This window comes from Paenibacillus elgii NBRC 100335, assembly GCF_004000865.1.
Taxonomy (GTDB): Bacteria; Bacillota; Bacilli; order Paenibacillales; family NBRC-103111; genus Paenibacillus_G; species Paenibacillus_G elgii.
Genome location: NZ_BIMB01000024.1, coordinates 75,676 through 98,034, shown reverse-complemented (window position 1 = coordinate 98,034; position 22,359 = coordinate 75,676). Strand labels below are relative to the sequence as shown.

The 22,359-nt window shown below is 56.3% G+C and carries 14 protein-coding genes; all 14 read right to left on the bottom strand.

Annotated features, from left to right (window positions below):
• Positions 1-204: 204 nt before the first annotated feature.
• Entirely contained in the window at positions 205-927 is a 723-nt protein-coding gene (locus PEL01S_RS18685) for a class I SAM-dependent methyltransferase (RefSeq protein WP_063184527.1), read from the bottom strand.
• A gap of 56 nt (positions 928-983) precedes the next feature.
• On the bottom strand, positions 984-2,393 hold the full coding sequence (locus PEL01S_RS18680; protein ID WP_239551422.1) for an MATE family efflux transporter: 1,410 nt from the start codon (positions 2,391-2,393) through the stop codon (positions 984-986).
• A 51-nt stretch (positions 2,394-2,444) separates the two neighbouring features.
• Positions 2,445-3,212 carry an acyl-CoA dehydratase activase gene (locus PEL01S_RS18675; RefSeq protein ID WP_010494759.1) on the bottom strand — a complete coding sequence of 256 codons (768 nt, stop codon included), beginning with the start codon at positions 3,210-3,212 and terminating at the stop codon, positions 2,445-2,447.
• Between the two features lie 36 nt (positions 3,213-3,248).
• Positions 3,249-4,478 carry a 2-hydroxyacyl-CoA dehydratase family protein gene (locus PEL01S_RS18670; RefSeq protein ID WP_127461378.1) on the bottom strand — a complete coding sequence of 410 codons (1,230 nt, stop codon included), beginning with the start codon at positions 4,476-4,478 and terminating at the stop codon, positions 3,249-3,251.
• 15 nt (positions 4,479-4,493) lie between these two features.
• Positions 4,494-5,606 carry a 2-hydroxyacyl-CoA dehydratase subunit D gene (locus PEL01S_RS18665; RefSeq protein WP_127461377.1) on the bottom strand — a complete coding sequence of 371 codons (1,113 nt, stop codon included), beginning with the start codon at positions 5,604-5,606 and terminating at the stop codon, positions 4,494-4,496.
• 13 nt (positions 5,607-5,619) lie between these two features.
• Positions 5,620-6,516, bottom strand: coding sequence for a thioesterase domain-containing protein (locus tag PEL01S_RS18660; protein WP_127461376.1), 897 nt, complete (start codon positions 6,514-6,516; stop codon positions 5,620-5,622).
• Between the two features lie 90 nt (positions 6,517-6,606).
• Positions 6,607-11,439, bottom strand: coding sequence for a non-ribosomal peptide synthetase (locus PEL01S_RS18655; protein WP_127461375.1), 4,833 nt, complete (start codon positions 11,437-11,439; stop codon positions 6,607-6,609).
• Positions 11,440-11,468: 29 nt separating this feature from the next.
• Positions 11,469-14,687 carry a non-ribosomal peptide synthetase gene (locus PEL01S_RS18650; RefSeq protein ID WP_163768331.1) on the bottom strand — a complete coding sequence of 1,073 codons (3,219 nt, stop codon included), beginning with the start codon at positions 14,685-14,687 and terminating at the stop codon, positions 11,469-11,471.
• Positions 14,688-14,714: 27 nt separating this feature from the next.
• Positions 14,715-15,875, bottom strand: a complete 1,161-nt coding sequence (locus tag PEL01S_RS18645) for an acyl-CoA dehydrogenase family protein (RefSeq protein WP_127461373.1) — start codon at positions 15,873-15,875, stop codon at positions 14,715-14,717.
• A gap of 4 nt (positions 15,876-15,879) precedes the next feature.
• Positions 15,880-17,655: an asparagine synthase (glutamine-hydrolyzing) gene (gene asnB, locus PEL01S_RS18640; RefSeq protein ID WP_127461372.1), complete on the bottom strand. Its 1,776-nt coding sequence runs from the start codon at positions 17,653-17,655 to the stop codon at positions 15,880-15,882.
• Positions 17,656-17,695: 40 nt separating this feature from the next.
• Positions 17,696-19,522 (bottom strand): KamA family radical SAM protein, encoded by a 1,827-nt coding sequence (locus tag PEL01S_RS18635; protein WP_127461371.1) that lies wholly within the window; start codon positions 19,520-19,522, stop codon positions 17,696-17,698.
• Positions 19,523-19,558: 36 nt separating this feature from the next.
• Positions 19,559-20,560, bottom strand: coding sequence for an adenine nucleotide alpha hydrolase family protein (locus PEL01S_RS18630; protein WP_127461370.1), 1,002 nt, complete (start codon positions 20,558-20,560; stop codon positions 19,559-19,561).
• Between the two features lie 21 nt (positions 20,561-20,581).
• The gene (locus tag PEL01S_RS18625) at positions 20,582-22,111 is read right to left on the bottom strand and encodes a class I adenylate-forming enzyme family protein (RefSeq protein ID WP_127461369.1); all 1,530 of its coding nucleotides are present in this window, start codon (positions 22,109-22,111) and stop codon (positions 20,582-20,584) included.
• Positions 22,112-22,121: 10 nt separating this feature from the next.
• Positions 22,122-22,355, bottom strand: coding sequence for a phosphopantetheine-binding protein (locus PEL01S_RS18620; protein WP_010494739.1), 234 nt, complete (start codon positions 22,353-22,355; stop codon positions 22,122-22,124).
• Positions 22,356-22,359 lie beyond the last annotated feature (4 nt).

The following is a 22,359-nucleotide window of genomic DNA, read 5'->3' as shown; positions in this document are numbered from 1 at the left end:
ACTCCATCAAAGGGATCATATCATTTCCGGACCGTTCGGTCAATAATTTTGCTTCATTTATTTCAAGTCGCATGGAGATGAAAAAAGTTAACATAAAATATATTATGTAATCTAATGAATGTTTACCTCCAACTGCTGCGCACTGAAAAAAAATCGAGGATGCCCCGAGCTGCCTAAGCTCTTCGGAACATCCCCCACGCATGCTTATTTTTTCCCCAGTACGTACATCACCCACGGCGAAATACGGGTTTCGTTAATCCATGGGTAAGGCTCCTCCTCCCGGCCAAGCGGTTGATGCATTTCCAGCACTTGAAGCCCGGTCTGCTCAAAAATGTCCCGGTAAGCGGCATCCGACCACACGACGTCCTCTACCGGCCTTTGATCGTGCGTATCCTTCATGATGATTTTGACTTTGTCCCCGCTTCGGGCATGCTGATTTTCCGGAAAAGCCTTCGTCGTGAAGGAGGCCCATTCGTGGACATAGATTTCGGGAGAGGAGACGACCATCACGATTTTTCCGTCTTCCTTCAGCGAAGCGGCGAGCTGTCCGAAATTTTGCAGCTTCTTCTCCAAGGTCGGGATATTATCGAAGGTGAACATCGACAGCACCAGATCGAAGGTCGCCCCGTCCAGCAAACGCAGATCCCCTTCCGGAATCAGCCGGTAGTCGCCGGCCGCGTCCATTTCTCTCGCTTTGCCAAGCATGCCCGCCGAAATGTCGATGCCGATCACGTCAAAGCCGCGATCCCGCAAAAAGCGGGTCGACCGCCCCGCTCCGCATCCGAAATCCAATGCGCTCGTTCCGGCGATATGCTTCCCTAGCATCTCCGGTAAATCCCGATAGGCCAAATAATACGTTCCCGGAAACTCCAAGGTGGCATAGGCTTCCGCCCGTTCAGCGTCCTCGTAAACATTTGAAAACTCCATGTGCTCCTGCACCTCTCCCAAGAATAATATATAAATGGACGATGGAACGCCTGCGTTCAGATAACTTCAATCCGCTTCCATTTCCCGCCCAGAAAGCGGACGGACACCAGAAGCAGCATCACCATGGAATAAACGACCAAGGCGATCCATATCCAAATTAACGAAAGCCCCCAGACGACGCTGAACAGATACGGAATCACGATATAGAATAGAATGGGAACGACGATATAGATGACCATCATGAACATGGTGTCGCCAGCCGCGCGCAGCACATTGCCGATGATAATCTGCATCGTATCGAACACGATCCACAGCGAAGTGAGCCGGACCAGCGGGACGGTGACCGCCATCAGCTTCAGGAACATATCCTGCTGCTCCCCACCGCCGAAGATCGAGATTAAAGCCTGCGGGAACAAATTAAAGATGAAGATGATTAGCACGTTGAACACAAGCCCGATCCCGAGCCCCAATTTTGCGGCTCTCTTGACATTATCGAGGCGTCCTGCGCCCTTCTCCTGCCCGGCAATAATGGCGATGGCCGCGCCTAATCCCCAGACAGGGAAGATCGACACCCCTTCGATGGTGAATGCGATATTGGAAGCGGACAAGGGAAACTCCCCGGTCTTGCCGATGATCAGCAGCAGCAGGCTGAAATACCCGGTGCCGAGAAACGCCTGAATGCCCGCGGGAAATCCGAAGCGAAGCAGCTTGCGAAGCAAGGCGCCATCCCATTTCTTTTGCGCTGATATCTCATATTTCGCTTGAACGCCCCGTCTTCCCAACAAGATCATATACACGATCACGGCGAGCACGGAGCTGCCGATGATCGCCACTCCCGAGCCCCAGATCCCCCCAAGCTCCGGGAAGCCGAGCTTTCCGAAGATCAGCAGCCAATCTAACAGCACATTGAATATGTTGGACAGAATCCCGACCATCATGATGACCGTCGTGCTGGCAACGCCTCGGAATAGGCCGGAAAACGCAGTAATAAATAGCTGGACGCAGCTGGAAACCATGATCAGGTAAAAAAATTGTCGCTCGTAAACCAGCAATTCCCCCGTATGCCCCATCCAGTTGAAAATATTGACGGCAAGGGGAGACACCAGAAGCATCACCGCCGAAAAAAAGATACTGAGATAGACGCCCTGCCACATCGATGAGGCGCACTTCGGGTATTTGCCGGCCCCGTAATATTGGGCGATGAGCGTGGAGACGAAGCCGACGATGCCGATAAATATGCTGGAGATCGCCGTCCCTACGTTACCGGCCGGTACGACGGCCGCAAATTGTCCCAGGTCGTACATCGAGACAAAGGCCCGATCGACAAATACCATCAAATTGAGCGAAAACATCGAAAGAATGACGGGCAGCGTAATTTTCAATATCGTTTTGATCGAAATGGACTGCTCCCGGCTTGTCGGCCCGATGACAACCGCATCGTGCGCTTTTTCCGTCTCCGGTGACATGGACACAAGCGACTCCCCTTTTCATGGTTTCCTAGTTACAACGCCCGCCGGTTACGCGCTCTGGCCGATATAAGCCGCGCCGATCGCCCCCGTCACTTGCGGGTAATCCGTCACTTCCACTTTCATGTTTAACAAATCCTGCAGCGCGCTAACGATGCCGATATTTTTGGCGACGCCGCCGCTCATGCCGAGCGGCTCCTTGATGCCTACCGCCTTAAGCAGCGCGATCGCCCGGGTCGCTATCGATTCGTGCACGCCTTTGATAATGCTGGGCGTCGGCGTGCCGACCGCGACCAGAGATACGACTTCCGTTTCCGCGAACACCGTGCACATGCTGCTGATCCGGGCCGTCGAGGTGGCCGTTTGGTGAATCCCGCCCAGCTCTTCGAGCTTGACTCCGAGCGCCCTGGCGATAATATCGAGAAACCGGCCGCAGCCCGCCGCGCACTTGTCGTTCATCATAAAGTTGACGACGTTGCCCTTTTCCCCGATCTGGATCGCCTTGCTGTCCTGCCCCCCAATATCGAGAACCGTCCGGATGGAAGGGTTCAAGAAGTGCATCCCTTTGGCGTGGCAGGTAATCTCCGATACGTGTTTATCCGCAAACGGCACGTTCTCCCGGCCGTAGCCGGTCGTGACGATGACGTCGATATCCTTTTTCGTGAATCCGGCTTTCGCCAGCACATTGTTGAACGTCGTTTCCGCGGACTGCCGGTTATCGCCTCCAGTGTACACGACGTCGTAGGCGACGACGCTGTTGTCGTTCAAAATCGCGGATTTGGTCGACAAAGAACCGATATCAATACCTAAGGTTATCATAGGGTTACTCTCCTTTATCCCGAATGAGTGGATGATTCAGTCGCTCATAATTTCCAGAAAAGCGTCGATGCGGTTTTTCACGTGATTGAACGCGTAGTTGTTCTTGTCTACGTAATCCACGCTGATCGTCAAGTACTTCAAGCCTTGTTCACCGGACATCTCCCGAATCATCGAACTGATTCCCATCATGTTCCTGCAACCCCATATATTTGATATTACAACACCATCGATATGAAATGAAGTACAAACCTGAGAAATATTTTCTTTTAACCGTTTGGCGTTCCAGTGATATAAGATCGCCCGTTCCGCGATGCTCGTTAACGGGTCCTCCGGATCAAGCGACACCAGGTTAGCCTCCCACAGCGGCGCCCAATAGACGATCTCGACCTGCTGCTCGAAATAGCGGATTAATTCGTGGTCGTTGTGCGGCGCCTGGCCTGCCCATAGAATGCGCTTCTTCTTTTTGTTCGGGTCGGACTGCTTACTCATTTCGAGCGCTTCTTCGTACAACGTTTTGCAGATTTGCACGTTTTCCTTCAAGCCGAAGCCGTTCATGCCGAAAATTTCGAGCAATTCTCTGGACACGCCGGGCAGTTCGTAGGTTTTGTTCAACTCGACCGTTTTGCAGTAATAGTCTCTCGCTTCATTCGAATATTGAACGACCTGCCGGAACAGCTCTTCGTCGAACGGGATATTCAGGTTGCTTTCAATATCGGCGATCAGCTTCTTCAATTGTTCCACGAGATAGGCCAGCGTGTCTTCGTTGATCTGGTTCGGCGTATTAATCGAGAGGAACGTGCAGTCGTACAGCTTGCTCGACATGTTCCCCACTTTGGCCAGGCAATCGCACGGCTGATCATTCACCATCACCAGGTCGGGATTCGGATAGCCGTTCGCCAGCATGACGCCCAGCGACCCGCGCAGAAACGAGCAAATGTCTCGGGAAAGACTTTTCTCCTGCGTTAGATTAATGAACGGGTCCACATTGACGGTTTGGGCCAGCAGGATCGCCATCGACTCCATATTCCAAGAAAGCATATTAAAGCCGAAGACGATTTCATTCGGAAACTGCTCAACGACATAAGCTACTTTCGTATCCTCTTTATAGGCTTGCGTCAGGCGGTAGCCGTTGAACAACGACCTCATCCGCGCCGCTTTCAGCGCCGAAGACGGGTCGGACGGCTCGGCCCGGTACGTTTCGAGGACGGACATCATCTTTTTGTACTGCTCATCGCGGCTTTTCGCTTCCACTCTAAATTGGCTCATCGCTCTTCTCCTTTTCTAATACATCATCGTTTCGAGGAACGTGTGAATCCGGGTGCGGATGCTTTCGATATTCGTCATGCTGCACTCGCCTTCCACCAGCAGCACGGGCGTACCCTTCTCGCTGAGCTTGCTTTGGATATAAGGGTAATCCATCGAATAAATGTCGCAAAACTTCAGCGAAAAATAGATGACCGAGTCGATATCGTATTCGTCGATCAGCTTGACCAAATGGTTCAGCCGAATATCCGACTCGAACATCCGGGCGCAGGTCGCTTTGTCAAAATAGTAATCGGCGATCGCCTCGACCGGATCGCGGTGCTCGTCGACCTCCCCTTCGAAATATTTGACGCCGTTGGTGATATCCATGCATACGACCTTCGCTCCGGTCTGCTCGATGGCGTCGACAATGTTATCGTGATCGAAATAACTGCCACAGATCAGCACTTTGTGCGGTTTCGTTTTTTTGGTTTCCCGCTGTGCTTCCATGGCGCTGAGCAGCAGGGACAGCTCTTGGTTGTACTGCTGTCTCATGCCGGCCGTGCTGGATTTCATAATGTTCAGCAATTCGCTTCCCGTGAGCGACGTCACGTCCTGCTTCCGCAAATCGTGCATCCGCTGCAGCAAGCGGCGCGTTTCGTTAAACAAGCGGATCGCTTCCCGCAGCGATTCCTCCGTGATGCGGCAGCCGAAATGCTGCTCCAGCGATTCGATCATGCGGCGGATCTGCATCCGGAAATAGTCCCTGGAGACCGGATTGAGAGCTTTCGGGAGCTCCAGGAAGAAGCTGTATTTCGGTTGAATCTGGTGGGTCCACGTCTCGTGCAGCCGTTTCCGCCAATCGCATTCGTCGACGAACACGATCCCGTCCGTAAATTCGTAGACGCCGTTCATGCCTTCTCCCAGGCAATTGAGCAGATAGGAGCAGTAGTTGTTGCCCAGCAGCGCGCCCGCCTCCGACGTGTTGCTGGCGGTATTCCCCATAATCCGGAAAGGGATGAAGCCCGCCGCATATAAAATCTCTTCCGGCGTATAGATCGATGTCCATCCGATCTTGGGCTTATCCGCAGCTTTCAAGGCGTCCAACCGGCTAACATTCAGTTCGACAATCCGTTCCACCATTTCTTTCATAAGCGCTCTCCTCTTAACCAGATTTCTTTGTGGCGGCGACACCTTTCAGGATGCGGTTGAATTGCCGGGCAAAGGCCGGCGCATGCTCTGCATCAAACAGCGTGTAATGACTCCCCTCCGCCGGAATATACACCGGATGCGCGCAATACCGTCCCCATCGGTCCATTCCCTCCAGCGGCGACTCGGTCGCCTGAAATACATGGACGGGCGAATCGATGCTCCCCCTTGGAACATAGGCTGACCGCGCCCGGTGCAGCGTGCGGACGATATTCACCGCGCAAAATAGCTGATGCAGCGACAGTCCGCTTCCGTCCGGGAAAATGTCGGCCCATTCCTCGCGGACATAGCGAAGAAAGGAAGGCCGATCGAAGTCCGAGGGCTGAAGCGTATCCGCGACGGTGTTCCAGAACGCTTGAGCGCTCCGGCTCCGGCTCCATCGCTTGAGCAGCTCCTCATTGCACAGAAACGGCCGGATGTAGTCCGTCTCGGAGGCGGCCGAGAACGGCTGCGCGTCTTGCGACGGGTAATAGCCCGGAGGCGGCGCGTCTACCAGGACGCAGCAGCCGACCTCCTCCCCATCGGCTTCCAGGATGCGGGCCATCTCCGCCGCAATCGTCCCGCCGATCGACCAACCCGCGATGCAATAGGGCCCCTCGGGCTGGATATGCTTCATTTGTTCGATATAGCTAATGGCCAACTCTTCAATCGAAATATTTTGCGGTGCATACCCGACCCGTTCGTCCAATGTAATTCCGTACACAGAGAACGTACGTTCGACAAGCTCAGCCACCTTGAAGTACCCTTCGATTCGGCCCGTTCCGTCATGCACGAAAAACATGGGGCTCACGCCGGGCGGCTGTCCCCGCTTCAACAAAACGGCCGCTTTTTTATAGTGGTATTGAATATTCACGGTCTTCCTCTCCTTCCCCGAAAGACTTCTCCTGCGCTCTCCCCGTATGGTAATGCCTCCTTCACACAGCTCCCCAAACCGACGATCGGTTCAGAGCGCTGCTTGCTTCTGCAAGCTTTCGACCTTCCTGGCCCATTCGGAAATGACAGGCGTCTCCCTGATTTCCATGATCGAGGGGACGACGCCGAAAGCAGCCTCCATCTCCGCGACCAAGCGGATGAGCGCCAGCGAATTGCCGCCGCACAGGAAGAAATCGTCGCCCGGCCCGATGCCCTCCGTCTTCAATAGGTTCTCCACGATTCCGATCAGTTGCTCTTCTATCCGTGTAGTGGAGGCGCAGGCGGCCGTATGAAACCATGGGTCGTGAGGTGACACGAGACGTCCCCCATGATTGCACGGCCCCCCAGGTGAAGGCGCCGATCCCGGTTCGGAGCCTTGGATGAAGTCCGCCAGCTTCTTATCCGTTCCTTCCGCCGCCAATTGGTGCAGTATCGCCAAGAAATCCTGCAGCAGCCGTTCCGCCGTCTCCTTGCGGTACAAGTCCGTGTTGTATTCCAGCTCCAGCCGCAAGCCCCCATCCCGTTCCATCGCGAACAGCGTGAGATCGAACTTGGCGACCGGGTAATCGATCGGGTACTCGCGAACCTTGAGCTGCTTGAGCTCCGCTTCAAGCGGTTCGAAGTGCTGCAGCACGAACATCGTATCGAAGATCGGATTTCGGCCGGCATCGCGGACGTAACCGATTCGCTCCGGTAAGTCTTCGAACGGGTAATCCTGATTTTCATACGCCTCGAGCGCACGGCGCTTGACTTGGTCTGCAAATTCCCGGAACGTCATCTTCCTGGAAGGCGTGTTGCGCATCGCCAGCGTATTGACAAACATGCCGATAAGATTCTGGGTATCCGCATGGTTTCTTCCGGCGATGGGCGTGCCTACCACAAGATCCTCCTGCCCGGTGCGACGGAACAGCAGCACATTATAAGCAGCCAGCAAAATCATATACAAGGTTGCGCCCGTTTCGGCCTCGATCCGCTTCAGGCCCGCCAGCACCTCGGGAGACGCCTGGCAGGAGACATGGGTCCCGGCGAACGTCTGAGTGGCCGGTCTGGGATAATCGGTCGCAAGCTGCAGTGCGGGAAGCTCGCCTGCCAACACGTCCGCCCAATAGTCGCCCTGCTTGCGGACCTGCTCCGAAGCCAGGAAATCATGCTGCCACACGGCGAAATCCTTGTATTGAACGCTGAGCGAGTTCAGAAACTCGCCTTGGTACAGGGCGATGATCTCCCGGAACAAGATGTCGAGCGAGACGCCGTCCGAAATAATGTGGTGCATATCCAGCACCAACCGGTGACGGTCTTCCTGCTGCTTCAGCAGCAGCCCCCGGATTAAAGGCGCCTGGCTTAAGTCGAAGGGCCGGATAAAGTTCCGAGTGATCCGGCTCGCTTCCTCCTCCGTCTCCACGGTCAGGCATTCCAAATCGAGCTTCGCCTCCTCGTCAATGCGCTGCACCAATTCCCCGTTGACAATATGGAAGGAGGTTCTGAACGATTCGTGCCTGCGGATCAGCTCGCGGAACACATATCCCAGCCGATCCCGGTCCAACCGCCCTTCCAGACTAAGCACGAGCGGGATGTTGTACCCCGTTCCCCTGTGTGTCAGCTTGCTGACGATATACATCCTTTTCTGGGCCGTGGAGACGGGATAGCACTCCTGCTTCGCCGCCGGAGCGACGGAAGAATAGAGGCTATCCGCTCTTGCGGATAATCGCTGTGCCAGCTCGCGGATCGTCGGACCGCCGAAAAATTCCGAAAGCGACAGGTCCGTATGGAATTGCTTGTTGAGCTGCGATACGATCATCGTCGCTTTCAAGGAGTGCCCGCCCAATTCGAAGAACGAATCGTCGATGCCCACTTCCGTCAGAGCGAGCGTCTGCATCCACAGGGCGGCCAGCTCCCGCTCCAGTTCGGTTTCAGGCGGTCGCCGGAATTTGGCTTCATACACCGCTCCGTTCGGTTCGGGAAGCGCCCGCTTGTCGATTTTGCCCGTTTCCTTGAGCGGCATCTTGTCGATCCGGACAAAGGCGGTAGGGATCATGTACTCCGGCAGCACTTTGGCGAGAAATGCCCGCCATTCGGAGGCCGGGATGTCCCGGTCTGCAACGAAATAGGCGCATAAAGCTTTGTCTCCGGGGAGCTTCTCCCTCACCGTCACGACGACTTCTTTCGCTTGCGGATGCTCCGCCAGCTTCGCCTCAATCTCTCCGAGCTCGATGCGGAAGCCCCGCAGCTTGATCTGGTTATCCATCCGGCCCATGAACTCGATATTGCCGTCGGGAAGCCAACGGGCAAGGTCTCCCGTCCTGTACATCTTCGTCCCGGGCTCGAACGGATTATCCACGAATTTTTGCGCGGTCAGCTCGGGCCGGTTCAAGTATCCGCGGGCGACGCCGTCTCCCCCGACGCACAATTCGCCGGGCACGCCGACAGGCAGCAGCTCCCCGTAGACGTCGACAATGTACGCTGTGGAATGGCGGATCGGCTTGCCGATCGGAACGTTCGTTTCATGCGGCCCGGTGATTGGAAAATAAGTGGAAAACGTCGTATTTTCCGTCGGACCGTACATGTTCTGGATGCGAAGGCCCGGAACGGCCGCCAGCACCTTGTTCACATGCCGGACGGACAAAGCGTCGCCTCCGATCAGCAGGGCCTTCAGTGGAGCGAACAGCTCCGGCTTCATGTCCGACAACTGGTTGAACAGCGGAGCCGTCAACCAGAGATGGCTTATGCCATGCTTCGCAATAAAACGGCCGAGATGGTCCGCGTTGAGCAGCACGTTATCGCTTGTTACATACAGCTTGATTCCGTTCAGGAGCGCGCCCCATATTTCGAACGTCGTCGCGTCAAACGCCGGGGCTCCCGTCTGCAAAATCGCGTCGCTGTCCTCGAAACGGACGTAATCGGTATTTTGGACTAGCCTCACGACGTTCCGATGCTCCACCATGACACCTTTCGGCCGGCCGGTCGAGCCGGACGTGTACATCACATAAGCCAGGCTGCGCGCATGCGTATCGCTTTTCAAATAATCGGGGTTATGTAGGGACCGTTCTTCCTCCCCGATGTCGATGGCGCTGATCTCCGCTTCCAGCTTGCTTGCGTCCAGCTTTCCCTGTTGAACGAGCAGGACCTTGGCTCCGCTGTCCTGAAGCATATACTTGATCCGGTCCTCAGGATAACCGGGATCGATGGGCATATACGCGCCGCCCGCTTTCAATACCGCGAGCATCCCGACCACCATCTCCAGAGACCGTTCGGCCGCAATGCCGACGATGTGCTCCGTACCGCCCCCTTGGCAGAGGCGGATCATGGCGGCGAGCTTATCCGCACGCTCGTTCAGTTCCCGGTAGGTCAGCTCCTTGCCTTCATGCCATACGGCTATGCGTTCCGGCGTCTTCCACGCCTGCGCCTCGAACAGCTCATGGATGCAGGCCTCGCGCGGATACTCCGCTATCGTGCGGTTCCAATCTACAAGCAGCCGGTTCCGTTCTGCCGGGTCAAGCATCCGAAGCTCCTTCACCCGGGCTTCGGGCCGTTCAATCGCCGCACGAAGCAAGTTCACGTAGAAGCTGATGAACCGCCGGATCGTCTCCTGACGGAACAAGTCCGTATTGTACTCCACCCGGATTTCCATCTCGTCATCCTCTTGATGGATATCGAACAGCAGATCGACCTGCGTCGCATCCATATCCGGCTCGATCCAGGCTTCCTTCGCCCCGGCGAACGCCGCTTCTTCCTTACCCGCAACGACCATGTTAAACATCGCGCGGAACAGCGGATTCCGGCTGCTGCTGCGCTCCGGATTCAGCTTTTGAATAAGCCGTTCAAACGGGTAATCCTGCATGTCGTAAGCTTCGTCCACTTGTTCGTGCACCCGGCGGAGCAGCTCGTCGAAGGCGGTCTCCCCGTCTACTTCCATCCGGATCGCCACGGTGTTCACGAAAAAACCGACCGCTTGCTGCAGCTCCGGGCTGTAATGCCTTCCCGCAAATACCGTGCCCACAACGACATCGCGCTGGCGCGAGCATTTGTGCAGCAGCACATAGTAAGCGCAAAGCAGCGCGGAAAATGCGATCACCCGCTTTTGCATACAAAGCGCCCGCAGCCCCTGAACCACCTCGCGGGGGATCGGCTGAATTTCGAGCGCCCCTGCGAAGCTGAGCCCGGGTCGGGCCGGAAAGTCCGACGGCAGCTCAAGCGCGGGCAGCTCTCCCTGAAACTGCTTCAGCCAGTACGCTTCCTGCTCTCGGGTATGCGCCTCATCGAACGTTTCCCGCTGCCACAGCACATAGTCTGCATACCGGATTCCCGGGGCAGGCAGCTCCTCGCCGTTCGGTACGCCCGCATGCGCGTTATAGAACCATTTGAAGTCGTGCCAAATGCGCTGAAAAGTCGTAGCATCGGAAATGATATGATGCAGCTTCAGGATCAGCATCCCTTCCGCTTCGCCCATACGTATCCAAATGATCTGAAACATCGGCCCCCGGCGCAGATCGACCGGCTTCAGGCTTGCTTCGGACAGCAGATGCCGGGCCTTCGCTTCCCGCTCCTCCTCCGGCTCCGCCGACAAGTCCACGCAGCGGTAAATGCGGTCCATCGTTTCGTCGAACGATTGAACGGGCGCACCGCCCGCATAGCTTACTTTCGTCCGCAGCGCGGGGTGACGCTCGGTCAAATCGCCGGCCGCCCACAATAAGGCGTCCGAATCGACGGGACCCGTCAGCCGTTTGCAGGAAATCAAATTCCAGACGGCGCTATCCGGCAGAAGCTCGGACAAGTACAGCACCCGTTCCTGCTGGAACGAAAGCGGATAATGCGGTCTTTCCCTTTGGCGGGGGATGTCCGGATATTTTCGTAGGCGTTTGCCCATAGCAACCAACCTTTCGGGCTTCCCTGTCGCTAAGCTTGCGGTACGGCCTTGGGAAGCATAGGCTCGATGATTTTGGCAATGTCCTTAATCACCGGCAAATCGATAAAATCCATCAAGGTCAAGCTAATCTGGAACGCGCTCTCGATTTCGGTAACGAACCGGATCGTTAATAAGGAATTGCCGCCCAATCGGAAGAAATTGTCGTTCACGCCGATGCCTTGCATGTTCAGGATGTTTTCCGTAATTTCGATCAGCTTTCTCTCGATTTCCGTCACAGGTGCCTCTTCCGCTGGTTGGGGCGACAAGGCGGCTTCCGGCGACGGCAGCGCTTTGCGGTCCACTTTACCGCTTGTGCTCAAAGGCAGCTTTTCCAGTCTCATGTAACGGGCCGGAACCATATAGGCAGGCAGCCAACGACCGAGATGCCCGGTCCACTCCTCATCCGGCTTCTCCTCATCAGTCACGACATAAGCGACAAGACTTTCGAGGCCGGACGAATCCTCTTTCACCGCAACGGCAGCGCCCCGCACCGACGGATGCTGCAGCAGCGTCTTCTCGATTTCCTCCAGCTCGATCCGGAAGCCCCGCAGCTTGACCTGCTGGTCGATCCGCCCCCGGAAGACGATGTTGCCATCCTCCTGCCAACGAGCCAAATCCCCTGTCCGGTACAGCTTCTCGCCCGGGCAGAACGGATGGTCTACAAATTTGTGCGCCGTCAGCTCCGGCTGGTTCAAATAGCCTCTCGCCAGCCCTTTCCCGGCAAGACAAAGCTCGCCGTCCACCCCGACCGGCTGCAGGTTCATATGCTCGTCGACAATGTACGCCCGCATGTTGCCGATCGGCTTCCCGATGGGCACCCGGTGCAGCTCTTCACCGCCCGTGAAAGCGAAGCCTGTTGCATAGATGGTCGCTTCCGTCGGACCGTACAGATTGACCAGACTCGCCTGCAGCCCCAAGGAATAAAATTTCTGGACCGTATGCGTTCCCAGCGCTTCACCGGCCGCAAACACAAATTTCAAGATTTGCAGCCCAAGGGCAGCTTCCTTGCTCTCGACCACATCCATAAACGATTGCAGCATGGACGGCGCGAAATTCATATGCGTCACTTGATGACGCCGAATCGTCTCGATGATTCTTGCCGGTTCCTTCTCGGCCCCCGGCTCCAGAATGACGAGCTTGCCGCCCGTAAAGAAGCAGCCGAATAGTTCGCTCATGGACACGTCGAAGGTAAACGACGTTTTGAGCAGATACGCGCCTTCCTGCTCCAAAGGAAACAATCTCTGCAAATGGGCCAGCGTATTGACGAGCGAGCCATGCTCCACCATGACCCCTTTGGGCTTTCCGGTCGAGCCCGACGTATACAGGATATACGCCAGATCGCTCGGGACGCTCACACGGCTGAGATTCGAGCTATCCCCTTCGGCCTTCTCGTCGATCGCGAGCGTCGGAACAGGCATGCCTTTCGCCGTTTCGGCCTCGTCGGACGGAACAAGCAGGACGTGGGCTCCGCTGTCCTCCAGCATGAACCGCTTGCGTTCCTCCGGGAACCCGGGATCGATGGGAAGATACGCCCCCCCAGCTTTGAGCACCGCGAGGATACCGATCATCATGGCAAACGACCGTTCCGTCATCACCCCGACGACGCTTTCGGCAGCGACTCCGTGGTCCCGCAGCGTGCGGGCCAGCCGGTTCGCTTGCGCGTTCAGCTCCCCGTAGGTCATCGTCCGCTCGCCGAAGGCCAGAGCGACGCATTCCGGCGTTTTCTCCGCCTGCGCTTCGAACAGCTCGTGAACGCAGACATCGCGGGGGTAGTCCGCCTCGGTCCGGGTCCACTCGCTCAGCAGCTTCTTGCGCTCCTGCGGGTCCAGCATATCCAGCTCTTTCACTTGCACCTCGGGATGCTCCACAAGCTTCCTCAGCAGGTTTACGTACAGCTCCATCAAGTGCCGGACGGTTTCCCGGCGGAACAGGTCCGTATTATATTCCAAGCGCATTTCCATCGCGTCATCCTGCTGATGGATGTTGAGCAGCAGGTCCACCTGGGTCGCATCCAGCACCGGCTCCTCCCAAGCCTCCTCCGCACCGGCGAACGTCGCTTTTTCCTTGGCGGAGCTGACGAGGTTGAACATCGCGCGATACAACGGATTGCGCACGCTTCGCCGCTCCGGGTTCAGCTTCTGGATCAGCCGTTCGAACGGATAATCCTGCATGTAGTACGCTTCGTCGACTTTGTCATGCACGCGCTTCAGCAGCTCGTCAAAGGCCGCTTCCCCATCCACGTCCATCCGGATCGCCACGGTGTTGACGAAGAAGCCGGCGGCCTGGGCCAGGCTGGAGCTGTATTGCCTTCCCGAAAATACCGTCCCGACGACGACGTCCTTCTGGCGGGAGCACTTCTGCAACAGCACGTAATAAGCGCACAGCAACGCCGAGAAAGGAATCACCTTATGCCGCACGCAGAGCGACCGCAGCTTTTTCACCAGATCGCCCGGCAGCGCCCGGATTTCAAGCGCTCCCCGGAAGCTGAGCTGCGCCGGCTCCTGGAAATCCGTCGGCAGATCGAGCACCGGCAGCTCTCCTTGAAACTGCTTGAGCCAATAAGCCTCCTGCTCCTGCGTATGCGCCTCGTCGAAATTCGCCCGCTGCCAGTGCACGTAATCCGCGTAATCGACCGCAAGCGGCTTGAGCTCTTCCCCGCCGGTCACGCCCATGCGCGCGTTGTAGAATGCTTTTAGATCGCGCCAAAGGAGCTGGAACGTCGTCTCGTCGGAAATAATATGGTGCAGCTTCAAAATGATGAGGCATTCGGCGGCTCCCGCGCCTCCCATCGGCACGACGATCACTTGGAACAGCGGGTCGCCACTCACATCAATCGGCTCCCGGCACACGTCCGCCAGCTTCCGCAACGCCGCTTCATCCTTCAGCTCCGCCTCCTCCGACGAACCGTCGATCCGTTGGAAAATAACGTCCAGCGTCTGATCGAACGTTTGAACCGGAGCGCCGTTCTCATAGCTCACTCTCGTCCGCAGCGCCGTATGCCGGCCGATCAAGTCGCCCACCGCTTGCCGCAAGGCCTCCGAATCGATGTCCCCCGTCACGCGCTTGCAGGAAATTTTGTTCCACAGCGTGCTGCCCGGCAGCAGCTCGGAGAGGTACAGCACCCGCTCCTGCTGGAAGGAAAGCGGATAGCTCGGCTGCTCGCTTTGACGCGATATCGCCGGGTACTTGCGTTTTGCCCGTTTCGTCATGAGATTCATCCTTTCGTCCTGGTTTCCTTAAGAGCTTCGGCTCCCTCGCTTGATGAGTTCGTCCGCAATGATCAACCGCTGAATTTCCGACGTTCCGTCTCCGATCTCCGTCAGCTTCGCGTCCCGGAAAAATCGCTCCAACGGCAGATCTCTGGAGTAGCCGTACCCGCCAAACAGCTGGATCGCATCCTTCGTTACTCGAGTCGCCACCTCCGAGGCGAACAGCTTGGCCTCCGACGCCTCCTTCGCATATTTCTCTCCGTTGTCCTTCATCCGGGCCGCTTTTTGCAGCAGCAGATCGGCGGCATTGATATTCATCTCCATATCGGCCAACATATTTTTCACCGACTGAAAATGGTAAAGATATTGATCGAACTGCTTTCTTTGCTTGACATAGCTGATACAGTACTGCTTCGCTTCCTCCGCGATGCCGACGGCGATCGCCGCCATCCCCAGCCTGGCGCTAATGAGCGTCTGGTGCAGGATGTCCAGACCGAAATTTTTGCGCCCGATCAGGCAGGTCTTCGGAACCTTGACGCCGTCCAGAATCAACTCGCCGGTATCGGAGCTTCGCATCCCGAGCTTCCGCTCTTTTTTGCCGGACGTGGACAGGCCCTGCATCCCTTTTTCCAGCAAAAATACGCTGATGCCGAGCAGCTTCTTCTCCGGCGCCGTCTTGGCGGGCACGATGTAGTAGTCCGCATAGTTGCCGTTCGTCACAAAAATTTTTGAACCGTCGAGCACATAGTGATCTTCCGCTTCGACCGCCTTCGTCTGCATCGACGACATATCCGACCCGCTGCCGGGCTCCGTCAGCGCGAAGGCACCGATTTTTTCCCCGGAGAGCATGGGCTGCAAATAGCGCGCTTTCTGCTCTTCCGTGCCGAAGGCGTTGACCGGGTTGCAGGTTAAGCTGGCGTGCGCGACGACGGTCATGGCGGTGGAGGCGCATGCCTTGGCCAGCTCCTTCACGAAGCCGGTATACGTCGCATAGTCCAGCTCCAAGCCTCCGTATTCCTTCGGATACGGAATGCCCAGTAGACCGAGGCGTCCCATTTCCCGAATATTGTCCAGCGGAAATTGCTCGCGCTCATCCGTTTCGCTAGCGATGGGCCGCACTTTTCGCTTAATGAACGTTTCGGCCGTATCAAAAACCGCCTTCCGCACTTCCTCGTATTCCAGTTCCATATCCTCACACTCCAAACGTTTTGTGCCAGCATTCCAGTGCGATCAAAGCGTGCGACGTTCTGAAAATCGCCAGATTGTCCATGTGTTCATACCCGTTCTTTTTGTTGAAAAAATCGTTCGCCGCCCGTTTGTCGAAGTAAGCGGAAATTTTGGAATTGCCCGATTGGATCAGCTCGTTGGCGATGTTTTTCTGGACGACGACCGATTTCGGATCGACCGGGAACGGGAACGGCCGTTTCTTGCGCTCGACGATTTCCTTCGGCAGCAGCCCTCGGGCGATTTCTTTCAGGATAATTTTTTCCTTGCCGTCCTTAAGTTTGTAAGCCGATGGAATATTCGCCACATAGTCGACGATGCGGTAGTCGAGAAAAGGAACCCGCGCCTCGATGCCCCAAGCCATGCTCGTTTTATCCTGCCTCTCCAGCATTTCCAGCAAATAGAGCTTGATGAACAAGTACAGCACTTTGTTCAGCTCGTCGTCCGTCTCGAACCGGGAAGTCATGTCGCGCAAGGCCGTGGACACGTTTTCCTTGAACCGGGTTTGTCTAGCGACATCGGGATTCAGCAGGCCGGACACCTCTTGAAGATACGGCGCCCAAGGGAATTCCGTGAGCTGGCTTGCCGGCTTGTGGTTCAAGAAGAAGAAATATCCGCCGAACAGCTCATCCGACCCTTCGCCCGACAGGACGACCGTGACGTCGCTTTTTAACCTCTGGTACAGCAGGTACACGGAAGGAGTCGTCAGGTCGACCGGCTTTTCCACGTGCCAGGTCGTCTTTTCCAGCATGTCGTGGTAGTCCTCCGGCCGGAAAATAAACTCCTTATGGTCGGTTTGCAAGGCGTCCGCCATCAGCCGGGCGTAGATCGTATCCGAGTTGGCCCCCGCAACCTCGCTGTTCTTGCCGTACTCCATCGAAAATGTTTTCAACCGGTGGGACGCATGCCCCGCAGCGAGGGCGGTAATTAAGCTGGAGTCCAACCCTCCGCTGAGCAGGGAGCCGAACGGCACGTCGCTCATCAGCCGCATGCGCACCGACTCTTGAAGGAGCGCGAGCGTTTGCTCCTTGTAATCGTCGAACGTCTGAGGCTCTTCCGCCGACTGCCGCAAAGCGATATCCCAATACGGAATAAGCCGCTTCGTCTTGTTGCGGAACAGCAGCGTATGGCCCGGCGGAACGGACTGAATGTGCTTGAACATCGTATGTTCGTTCAGGAGCGCGGTGCAGAATAAATATTCGGGAATGGCCGCCGGCTCCGCCTCCGCCCGGATATCCGGGTGCTGCAGGATCGCTTTGACCTCCGACGCAAAAAGCAGCGCTTGATCGGACAAGCTGTAGTAAAGCGGCTTCACCCCCAGCCGGTCACGGGCCAGAAAAAGCGTCTCCGTCTTCTCGTCCCAGATCGCAAAAGCAAACATGCCGTTGAACCTGCGTACGCAGTCCGGTCCGTACTCCTCATAGCTGTGCACGATGACCTCGGTGTCGCAATCCGTCACGAAGCGGTGGCCTTTGTTCTCCAGGTCGCGCTTCAGCTCGCGGAAATTGTAAATTTCGCCGTTGTAGGTGACCCAGACGGTATGATCCTCGTTCGTCATCGGCTGCTTGCCGTTCTGGAGATCGATGACCGACAGCCGCCGGTGCCCGAGCCCGATAAACGTATCGACGAACACGCCCTCGCCGTCCGGACCGCGATGCGCCAGCGCCTCGTTCATCCGGTTCAGCACCGCTTCCGAGACGGGCGATTCCTTCCCATAGTGGTACGCTCCGCAAATGCCGCACATTGGGGTTCCCTCCTTTCGGTTCCGTGTGGCGGATCAGAAGTCAGAAATAATACCAGATCGTCTTGTAATCGTCCGGATTTTCCCCCAAGGCTTCCAATCGGCGCAGGAAATCGTAAATCGGCGTATCCTTGTACACGTACGTATTGACCGGGGCCATATATTTTTCCCAAGGATAAAATTCATAAATCCGGCTCCCGTCGTTCAAAATCATAATGATTTCATGGTCCTGCCAAGCGTTCAGCTCGTTCTTCCCGAGCGTAGGCACGTTAAACACCGGTTTGTCGGTCCGCACTAGCCCCGGCATTAACCGCGCTTCCTCCTTCTGTTCCTGAAGCAGCCGGGCTACGGGCACCTTGAAGTCCGTCGTCTCCTCTTTTCCCTTCAGATTGAACAAATAGTAAGGCGAAATGCCGATCCCCTTCAGCGATTCCCGCAAAAAGCAGGTCTCGAACTTCCGGCAATTTTGCATGGTGAACACCTGCTGGTTATATACGTCGATGCCGATCGACTTGATGTTCCGCATCGCGTCCGCCATTTCCTGCGAAATCTCATACGGATGCTGCACATGGGTGACCAGTGTAATCGTCTGCTCGGGAGGCCGGTGATACGTCCGCAGAATTGCCAGCAGCTCCTCGTCGAAGCGCATGGGCGCCGTGACAAGCGTCCGTGTGCCGATGCGGATGCGCTTGATGTGCTTCATTTCCGCGAACGTCTGCAAAATAGACGCGATCTTGTCGTTGCTGACGGCCAGCGGGTCCCCGCCTGTGATGAGCACCTCGCTGATGCCCGGATTCGCCCGGAACCACTCGTACGCTTCCGCCAAATTATGAATCGCCGGATCGGCCTTGCCGCAGGAATCCTCCGCCAGCTCCCAGTTTCTTTGGCAGTAGATGCAGATTTGCGGGCACCATAAGTAAGGCTTGACGATGGCAATCTGCGAATATCTTCTCGTCACAAAGTCGGTAGGCGAAGTGTCCATCTCGTGCATAAAATCCAGCTCTTCCTTCGGGAGCAGCCTGGCTTCCAGCATTTTGTCCAGATAAATCCGGTTCGGAATAACCTGCGCCCGCAGACTCCGGTCGTGCCGATGACGGTCCGCCTTGGGGTCGGGGTCCATCAAAGACAGGTAAAACGGTGTGATCTCGCAAGGAATCCCCTGCGCCATCGCCGCATCGATGCACGCCTTCTCTTCGGCGGTTAGCTCGATGATTTCGCCGATTTTGCCGGCATCGCGGAAGCGGTGCTTAAACTGCCAGCGGTAATTCATCCAGTCCTGCTCCGTCGCTCCCAACGCCTGCAAAATCCGCTGCCGATGCTCCTCCCTGCGCCGGACGACCTCATCGTCCAGCCCGGTTCTATAACCGTTCTTGCGGATAAAACCGGCATACTGGTCCGCTTTCACGTTGAGCAGGTCGGACCGGACGACGGCCGCCTCGCGCCCTTCCAGATGCATGAAGGCCGGAACCTCGCGCTTGCAAATGCCCGATTTCGAATAAATTCCCGAAAGGCCGATCACCCCCTTGAACAAATGCTTCATTTCCACAAGAAACGCATCCGTCACCTCGGGCCATTCCTGCCGCCGCCAATGCTCGGCAGCCAGCTTCCATAAGGTGTCCAGGCAGCTGTGCTTCGTTTTGTGCTCGTTGCTTTCCGAGATAATGCTTTTGAATACCGTGATGCAGTCCCGGGTATTTTTCTTCTCCAGCGGATGCAGCGGGCAGTCGGCGCGCCGCACCTTGTCCTCGCATTCGTTCAAGTAACCGAACATCCGGCTGCGGGCGTCGGATAACGTCTCGCTGTCGACGAGCAATCGCAGAATATCCGGATTGGCGTCCAGCAGCTCGGAAATTTTCTCATGAGTAGCCATAAGCAGCCTCCGCCCCATAACGTGAATTGGCCACGCTTAGCTCAGCAATTGCTCCTCCACCTGCTCGGCGAGCCGCAGCGCTTTTTCCTCCGGGTCCTCGACGCGCTTCAGCGCCTCTTCCCGGGTAATGATACCCTGCCGCACCAGCAAGCTCATTTCAAAATCGTACGGATGAAAACGATGAATCTGCTTGTGCTTGACGATCCCCAGCGAATTCAACCGGCAATTCGTCGAATTCGGATCGACGTCCTCCGGCTTGGTCCATCCCAGCTCCCGGATCGTACGGTAAATTTCGTCCTCCTGGTACCCGATGATCGGGAAGGCGTTGATCGTGTAAGGAAACGGGTTCGTTCTGTACTCGTCCTTATCCAGCATGAGGTACGGATACACGTCGTCCCCCACGCGCTCCGCGAGCGGCTTGAACAAATTTTTGCGCAGCTCGTACGGAATTTTGTTGTCCTGAAATAGTATTTCGTTCTCGGATTGGATCAACTGTCCCGGGCTGTTGCCCAACATGACCATCGGAATTCCTTTTTCGATGGCGACCCGCAAACACATGTTCGTCACGATGCGGATGCACGAGATGCAAATACCGCTGCCGAACTGCGTCAGATGGGTCGGGTAAACCTCGGGCGCCGAGCTCTGCAAAAAAATTTGCTTCATCAGGTCGTACCGGGGCCGGACAATCGTATGATCCACATTCAAGCGGTTCAGCACCTTGCGCATGTTTACAAACGAAGCTTCCGACATGAAGCCGTTGTCGAGCGTCACAGCGAGCATGCGAAGCCCATACTTTTCCTTGAGCGTATGAATCAGGAACGTGCTGTCCTTCCCTCCGCTGTAGGCAACCAGCGCATCGTACTTCCGGTTCTGCGCTTTGCATTCCCGGATGATTTCATCCAGCTTCGCCTGAAGCTTGGGGAGCGACGGAACGGGCTGTTTCCCGCTCTGTTTGCTGCAAAAGGAGCAGACGCCTTCGGAATCGAACGTGATTCCGGGGTAGGTTTCGGGCATCACGCATAAGGTGCACCGTTTCACGGTTGGGTTCCCCTTTCTGAATTAGCTTAATTCGGACCGATTGATTTTGAGATTGGCGGTCTTGGGCAGCGGCTCGCGAAAATGGACGGTGTCGGGAATCATGTAATAGGGCAGAACGGATTTGCAGTAGCGGATGACCTCCTTTTCCGTCAGAGTAACCCCCTCTTCCGTGACGACCAGCGCCTTCAAGCTGCCGCCTTTGTCCGGATCGTGCCTGCTGATCACCGCAGCCTCGGTCACGCCGGGCATCTGGCACAAGCGCTCCTCCACTTCCTCGGGACTGAACCGGAAGCCTTGCGATTTCAGCATTTTGTCTTTGCGTCCGGCAAAATACAGGTAGCCTTCCTCGTCCAGCTTTCCGAGGTCGCCCGTATGCAGCGCTCCGCCCCGGAACACTTCGCTCGTCTTCGCCGGATCGTTCCAGTAGCCCGGAGACACGAACGCCCCCCGGTGCACGATTTCGCCGGTCTCGCCCGGACCGCACAAGCGGCCGTCCTCGTCTTCGACGGTAATGTCCACGCCGGGCAAAGGCTTGCCCACCGACGGGATTTTGCGTTCGAACTCTTCGGGAAGCAGGCACGTGGAACGAAAAGCCTCCGTCATGCCGTACATCATATAAAATTTCGTCTGCCTCAGCAGAGCCTTTAATTTCATTAGCTCGTCATGGGGAAAAGGTTCGCCGATAATCGAGATGTATCTGAGGTGAGGGTATTGGTGCTTCGCCAAGGGAGAGTGTTTTTGGAGGAGCATCCTCCAAAGCGACGGTACGCCGTGGAAGCCGGTAACCTGCTCGCGAAGCATCGCTTCCACGATATCATGAGGGAAAAGAGATTCTTGCAAAACTAAGGTTCCGCCTACATACAGCATGGTGAACAATTGACTGAGCGCACCGTCGAACGAAAACGGGGTCACGCTAATCAGCCGGTCGGTGTGTCGGTTTTCCAAAACCTGAGCGGAGGTGACCGTCGCTTCGCTAAAAATACGGTGCGTCACCACGATGCCCTTCGGCTTTCCGGTGGAGCCGGAGGTGTATAGGATCGCTGCCGGATCGTCTGCATGCACTTCTGCCTGAAGGCTGCCTGCAAAATCTGCACACTGTAAAATGTCTTCCAGCGCATAATCATGTTCATATTCCAACCGGTCTCTGCGCTGCGCCTGCGCCTGAGACAATCTTACGAGCAGCTCGATGCTGCTTTCTTCCAGACCAGCTTGGTTCAGAACGCCGATTCTGCTGTCATGAACGAACAGCGCCCGCATCCCGCAATCCATAACGATATGACGCAGCTGCTCGCTTTTGACATGCGGATTGATATGGACGAAGATCGCCCCCATCTTCATCGCCGCCAAGATGACGATAATTTCTTCGAGGCATTTGGCTGAAAAGATGCCCAGCCGGTCGCCTTTGCGAATGCCTTGAGAGAGCAGAAATCGCGCGAGCCGGGTCGAAGCCTCGTCGGCTTCCCGAAAGGTCAATCGCCTGTGCTTCTCAATAAACGCTTCCTTCTGCGGATCGTCTGCCGCAGCCTTGGACAACATGTCGGGAATCAGCATACGGCTACCTTCATGCCCTTAACCGTTCGACCAGCGACACGACACCGTTCATCGTTCCGAGGCTCTCCATGTTCACGTCATCCTCGGAAATACTTACCCGAAACGTTTCTTCCAGAAAAGAAATCAGATCCAGCACATCCAGCGAGGTCAGCAAGCCTGCTTCGAACAGATTCAGCGAAGGATCGGTTACAGGCTCGTGGGTCAGCTCGCGAATATAATCGGAAATTTGTTCTCGTACCGTCATCGGT